The sequence below is a fragment of the Rhodococcus sp. NPDC056516 genome, assembly GCF_042794655.1.
Lineage (GTDB): Bacteria > Actinomycetota > Actinomycetes > Mycobacteriales > Mycobacteriaceae > Rhodococcus_F.
Genome location: NZ_JBHTTG010000001.1, coordinates 32478 through 38483 on the forward strand (window position 1 = coordinate 32478; position 6006 = coordinate 38483).

Annotated in this window: 6 protein-coding genes; 4 read left to right on the plus strand and 2 right to left on the minus strand. The window is 59.8% G+C overall.

The genetic code is table 11. From position 1 onward, the window contains the following. The first annotated feature begins 44 nt into the window (after positions 1–44). Both ACFQ6Y_RS00160 and ACFQ6Y_RS00165 read left to right on the plus strand, forming a co-directional pair. Positions 45–854, plus strand: coding sequence for an enoyl-CoA hydratase-related protein (locus ACFQ6Y_RS00160; protein ID WP_378627508.1), 810 nt, complete (start codon positions 45–47; stop codon positions 852–854). 42 nt (positions 855–896) lie between these two features. Next, the gene (locus ACFQ6Y_RS00165; RefSeq protein WP_378627510.1) at positions 897–2045 is read left to right on the plus strand and encodes an acyl-CoA dehydrogenase family protein; all 1149 of its coding nucleotides are present in this window, start codon (positions 897–899) and stop codon (positions 2043–2045) included. 379 nt (positions 2046–2424) lie between these two features. On the opposite strand, the gene ACFQ6Y_RS00170 is transcribed toward ACFQ6Y_RS00165, so the two are convergent. Then, complete coding sequence (locus ACFQ6Y_RS00170) at positions 2425–2793, minus strand: hypothetical protein (RefSeq protein ID WP_378627519.1); 369 nt, start codon at positions 2791–2793, stop codon at positions 2425–2427. A 292-nt stretch (positions 2794–3085) separates the two neighbouring features. On the opposite strand from ACFQ6Y_RS00170, the gene ACFQ6Y_RS00175 reads away from it, so the two are divergent. After that, positions 3086–3757, plus strand: coding sequence for a DNA alkylation repair protein (locus ACFQ6Y_RS00175; RefSeq protein WP_378627522.1), 672 nt, complete (start codon positions 3086–3088; stop codon positions 3755–3757). A 69-nt stretch (positions 3758–3826) separates the two neighbouring features. Here ACFQ6Y_RS00175 and ACFQ6Y_RS00180 read toward each other — a convergent pair whose 3' ends face one another. Next, on the minus strand, positions 3827–5197 hold the full coding sequence (locus ACFQ6Y_RS00180) for a lysine N(6)-hydroxylase/L-ornithine N(5)-oxygenase family protein (protein WP_378627525.1): 1371 nt from the start codon (positions 5195–5197) through the stop codon (positions 3827–3829). A gap of 312 nt (positions 5198–5509) precedes the next feature. On the opposite strand from ACFQ6Y_RS00180, the gene panD reads away from it, so the two are divergent. Then, positions 5510–5905: an aspartate 1-decarboxylase gene (gene panD / locus ACFQ6Y_RS00185; protein WP_378532694.1), complete on the plus strand. Its 396-nt coding sequence runs from the start codon at positions 5510–5512 to the stop codon at positions 5903–5905. Positions 5906–6006 lie beyond the last annotated feature (101 nt).

Consider the following 6006-nt stretch of genomic DNA (forward strand, 5'->3'; position numbering starts at 1 on the left):
GCGAACAAGGATCTTCGGTGGCTCACAATCACGAAAGGCAATCGATGACAAACAGGGGCGCACGCTCGGTCGTCTCATGTTCGATCGAGAACGGTATCGCGACAGTCACACTCAGCAATCCTGAACGTCGAAACGCGCTTTCGCTGCAAATGTTCGGCGAATTGTCCGAGACGCTGTGCGAGTTGGAAAAGTCGGTCGATGTGCGCGTTGTGGTTCTCACCGGTGAAGGCTCGACGTTTTGCGTCGGTGCCGATTTGGCCGCTGAGCCTCGACTACGTTCCCTACAAGGGGATTCCGTCGAAGGGGACACCTCACGCCTGCGAGCCTCCACACGCGTTGCGGAGCAGTTGTATGAATTTCCGCGCCCGACGATCGCGGCGATCAATGGTCCGTGCGCCGGCGCCGGGCTGTCCCTGGCTGCAGCCGCCGACTTCCGTATCGCTTCGGACACAGCGGTCTTCAATACCGCATTTCTTTCTGCGGGATTGTCCGGCGATCTATGCGGTATCTGGTTTCTGATGCGAATGCTCGGTGGTGCAAGAGCGCGTGAGCTCTTCTTGACGCCGTCCAAGTTCGATGCGCAGTCTGCCTACAGGCTGGGATTGGTGAACTCGGTCGTGTTCTCCGACGAACTTGACGCAGCAGTCCGGCAGTTCGCTGATCGGCTGGCTGCATCTGCTCCGGTCGCGCTCCGGGCGATGAAGCAGAATCTCATTGCAGCCCAGACGATGTCATTGAGCGAGTACGCGGGTGCCGAGGTGGCCGCAATGGTCCGATCGTTTCACACCGAGGATGCGCGTGAGGCAGCGTGTGCATTCCTCGAGAAGCGTGCCCCCGTCTTCATGGGTCGATGAATCCAGCACACTGACCACTTACACACTCGTTCAGGAGAATTCATGTACAGGGATGTCTACACTGCCGATCACGACGCGTTCCGAGAGACTGTCGGACAGTTCATCGACAAGGAAATTGTTCCCAACATCCGAGAGTGGGAATCCGCCGGGGTGGTTCCGCGGGAGTTGTATCGCAAAACAGCGGAACTGGGCATCAACGGGCTGCAGATTGCCGAAGAATACGGCGGCGGCGGTGTCCAGGGATTCCGTTTCAACGCGGTAGTGCTCGAGGAAACCGGTTATGCTGCTGCGACAGTCGGCGGATTGCAGGTCCACCTCAACACCGTACTTCCCTATTTTCTCGAGTATGCGAATGACGAGCAGAAGGCGCGGTGGTTTCCGGGTTTCGCCAATGGTGATCTGGTGACTGCGATCGCGATGACCGAGCCCGGAACGGGTTCGGACCTCGCTGGGATGTCAACCACTGCTGTGCGCGACGGCGACGACTACGTGCTCAACGGTGCCAAGACATTCATCACCGGTGGAATCAATGCCGATCTGGTCATTGTCGCAGCGCGGACAGAGAAGTCGAGTAGTAACCGACGGAAGGGCCTGTCACTCTTGGTGGTCGAGGCCGGTATGGCAGGCTTTCTACGCGGCAGAAACCTCGACAAGATGGGCCTCAAAGCCCAGGACACCGCGGAACTCGTGTTCGACAACGTCCGGGTTCCCGCCGCGAACCTGTTGGGTGTCGAGGGCGACGCATTCACCATGCTGACTGCGAACTTGCCACAGGAAAGACTCACCGTTGCGATCGCCGCTCAGGCAACCGCCACCGCGGCTTTGAAATTGGCGATTGATTACGTCAAGGACCGCAGGGTTTTCGGGCAACGAGTTGCAGATTTCCAGAACACCAAGTTCGTTCTCGCCGATTGTGCTACGGACCTTGAGGCAGCGCAGGCGCTCGTCGACCGAGCGCTCGTTGCACTGGACGACGGACGACTTTCGGTTTCCGACGCAGCCAAGGTAAAGCTTTTCTGCACGGAGAATCAGGCCCGCATCATCGACAAGTGTTTGCAGTTGCACGGTGGATACGGATACATGAGCGAATATCCGATCGCCCGCCTTTATACCGACGCCAGGGTGTCCCGGATCTTCGGCGGTACCAGCGAGGTGATGCGAAGCATCATCTCGAAGTCGTTGAATCTTTAAGACATATGGTGGCCGATGTTGCCGGGTAGGCAGTTGCCGACGAACTGAAACGGAGTGGTGGGCGGCGGCGCCGATCTTGGTCGTGGCGTCGTTGGTGTTCAATGCCTTTCGCGGCGGCGTCAAAATGGGCGCGCACCCGAGTTCTTGCCGACGTATTCCCGATCGTGACCCCTCTCGCTCGACGGACCCGCTGCGGGAAGTCAGAGCGCACTGGGCAGGCGCAGCGACAATTAACGTCTTTGTCGGTAATCCCGCCGTTCTCGTGATGCGAGATCCGCTCGAGTAGTCCGGGACACCGCTGCCATCCGGCGGGGGAGTGTCCGGGTACTGAACCGACCTATCGGTGAATCTGTTTGCCGAGCAGACATATTCAGAGAATCTACACCCCGATCAAGAAGTAAGCTCCCGCCAGATAGACCAGGGTAAGTCCTGCCAAGACCCACGCCATGTAAGGACGGATGTAGAGGCGCCGCAGTCGGTGCAATCGCAGTGAGGTTCGCAAGAACGCGCCCACGGTCCCGAGCAACAACATGAGGCTCGGGACGAAGACCGCCAGTCGGCGATCTTTCGGCGAGCACAGCAAGGTATCGGTGGCGATGCATTCGCCTCGTCGGGAGCCCAGCCACACGATCGCGAGAACCAACACCGCGCTGGCCAGAACGACGGACAGGCCGTAGGTCAGGGTTCGCCTGTTGATCTTTCGCTCTCGACGCTGAATTACATCTGATGCGTCAGAACTGCCGGTCATCACACCCCCTCCTGAACATCGCACCACACTTAGCGGATCGACGTTGGCAGAGGGCGTACATAGATACCGGCGCCCAGAACGTCTCGAGGGTGAACACGAAAAGGAGTGGGCCGGTTATCGCCCGGGTGAGAACGTTCGTACCGCATGTGCAAGGTTCATCCTGTCGTCATGGTGACATGCCGCCACCTCAGGACCAGTCACGTACCCATTGGCCGACGTTTCAAACGTAGGTTGATCGCTTTCCCGTACTTTGCTTGTAGGTGAATTGCAGAAGTAGTGACTGGAGGACGAAGTGGCCCAAACAACGGTTGCCGCGGTGATGGACGAGTTGGCTGCTCTCGAAGATCCGAAGGCGCGTGCGGTGAACGAGAAGCACGGCGACAATCACGGCGTGAATCTCACAAAGCTGCGCGCTGTTGCGAAGCGATTGAAGACTCAGCAGGAACTCGCACAACAGCTTTGGGCGACGGGCGACACCGCGGCCAGGTTGCTGGCCATTTTGATCTGTCGCCCGAAGGCGTTCGAGCGTGACCAGTTGGACGTCATGTTGCGTGAGGCTCGTATTCCCAAGGTGCATGACTGGCTCGTCAACTATGTCGTGAAGAAGAACCCGCACGCCGAGGAGTTGCGGGTGGCCTGGACCGCTGACCCGGATCCTGTGGTCGCTAGCGCCGGGTGGGCTCTGACCACCGAACGTGTTGCGAAGAAGCCTGAGGGCCTTGACCTTTCAGGTCTACTCGACGTCATCGAGGCGGAGATGAAGGATGCTCCTGACCGCCTGCAATGGGCGATGAATCATTGCCTGGCTCAGATCGGGATCGAACATGTCGAGTACCGCGCCCGGGCAATCGAGATCGGTGAGCGACTACGGGTGCTCGAGGATTACCCGACGCCCCCGAACTGCACCTCGCCGTTTGCGCCCATCTGGATCTCGGAGATGGTGCGACGACAGGCCGCCGAGTAGAGAGGCCAGCTCTTCCCGCGGCGGCCCGGTGACGGCAAGCGTCAGTTACGTGACTATCGGTGTTCGGAGCTATCGGGTCGCAAGACTGTTCGGCGTGTTTTCCCTTCCTGTGGCTACCTCGACCGTGAAGCCTTCAGTTCGAGAATCGTTTCGCGGAAAGCGATGTGCAACTACGGAGCCGAGAATCTCCCCTGCACGGACGGCCACGTTCGACAGAAGTGACGCAGTCAGCCCGTGTGTCTTTTCGGTGCCGCCTTGCAGGTAAATGCCCGCCCGGACTTCCGGTTTCGTGGTGAGGCGGTAATCCCGCGCCACTTCCGTCGCCGAATCACCCACGGGTGCGAGGTCACCGAGGATCTCTCGCAGCGGCATCGGCGTGAACCCGGTTGCGAGCACGACAGCGTCGCAGGAAAGCGTGTCGGTGACGCCGTCGAGAGTGCTGCGGACGCTGACGTCGATACCGTCCTGGCCTTCGATCACGTTCGTGATGTACGACGCCTTGCGCATGAACAAGCGCCGCTTGCCGCGGACAATCTCCTGGTACTCGGTCGTGTAGAGCTCGTTGATCAGCTCGATGTCGACTACGGAGTAGTTGGTTCCCTTGTGAAGGGAGAGGAGGCGCTCCCGTTGTTCCGGTGTCGTGGCATGCAATTCGTCGACGGTCGAGGGGTCGAAAATCCGGTTGGCGTACGGGCTGTCGTCGGCGGGGCTGTAGCCGTAGCGAGAGAAGACGCTGTGCACCTCGGCATTCGGATAGTGCCGGTGCAGGTACTGCACTACCTCTGCGGCGCTCTGTCCGGCTCCGAGTACGACGAAACGCTGATGGCGCAGTTCGGGGAGGTTCTGGAGGTGGAACAGGAACTGGTGATTGTGGAAGCATCGGGGTGACGGGGCTGCCCATTCAGGCAGCCGCGCACGCAGACCCGCACCGACCACGACGTTGCGTGTCCGCAGGGTCTCGCCCGCGGACGTCTCGACGCTGAACTCGTCGACGGTCCCGCTGGAGGATCTGGATCCAGTGATCCCAGTCACAGTAGCGCCGTATTGGACGTCGGCGTCGACTCGATCGGCCGCCCACCGGAGGTAGTCGTCGAACTCGTGGCGAGTGGGGAAAAAGGTTTGGTGATTGACGAAGTCCACAAGTCGACCCTTGTCGAACAGGTAGGTGAAGAAACTGTAGGAACTCCTGGGGTTCCGAAATGTCACCAGATCCTTCGGGAACGCGATCTGCATCGTTGCTCCGTCGAGGAGCATGCCTGGATGCCAGGCAAAGGCGAGTTGTCGTTCGACGAAGCGGGCGCTGATGCGATCGGCGGGGATACACGTCGCGTTGTGCTCCTCGATCGCAATCGCCAGAGCCAGGTTCGAAGGTCCGAAGCCCACTCCGACGATGTCGAGTGCGCCGGGTGTCGAATCTTGTTTCGCCTGAGTCGAAGTCATGGCATCAGTCCATCCTCGCCGTTGGCGGCGGTACGAATATGTCGTCGGCCCGGTCTCGGCCAAGTAGTAGTGCAGCCTAACCTGATTCTGCGTTGCGATGGGGTCCGCGTGCTTCGTCCGGTCCGCGTTCCGGAGTCTCGGACGTTTGTCCATGACGGTTTCACGAAAGACCCTGTGCAGCACGGATTGTCTCTGGCCCTGGGGGTTCGCCGGTGGGCCCGGCAGATCGCACCGCACCGGTCCCATTTGGTGGAATTGCTACAACCCACCGATTGCTTGGGATAGGCTACCCTTCTGAACGTGAATCGAATCATGCTCTCAGGGAAGATCCACCGTGCAACCGTCACACAGGCCGATCTGCACTACGTCGGATCGGTCACGATCGACGTAGATCTCATGGAGGCGGCCGATCTACTCGAGGGGGAACAGGTCCACATAGTCGACATCGACAACGGCGCGCGGCTGGAGACCTATGCGATCGCCGGCGCACGCGGTTCTGGCGTAATCGGCATCAATGGCGCTGCTGCGCACCTTATTTCACCAGGTGACTTGGTGATCATCATGTCCTACCGACACCTCGACGATCGCGAGTTGGCCGATTTCGTGCCCCGAGTAGTGCACGTCGATTCGGCGAACACGATCGTCGAGCTGGGATCGGACCCAGCCGAGCCGGTTCCCGGCGCACAGGACCAGTACGCCAGTCGCTGACAGCCGGGTCGCTGAATCTTTCACGCGGGGTTCGGAATCAAGTCTTTTTCTTTACATTTTCATGGGGATTACGAGGGATCGAAGGGTTGGGCTGTGCAGCG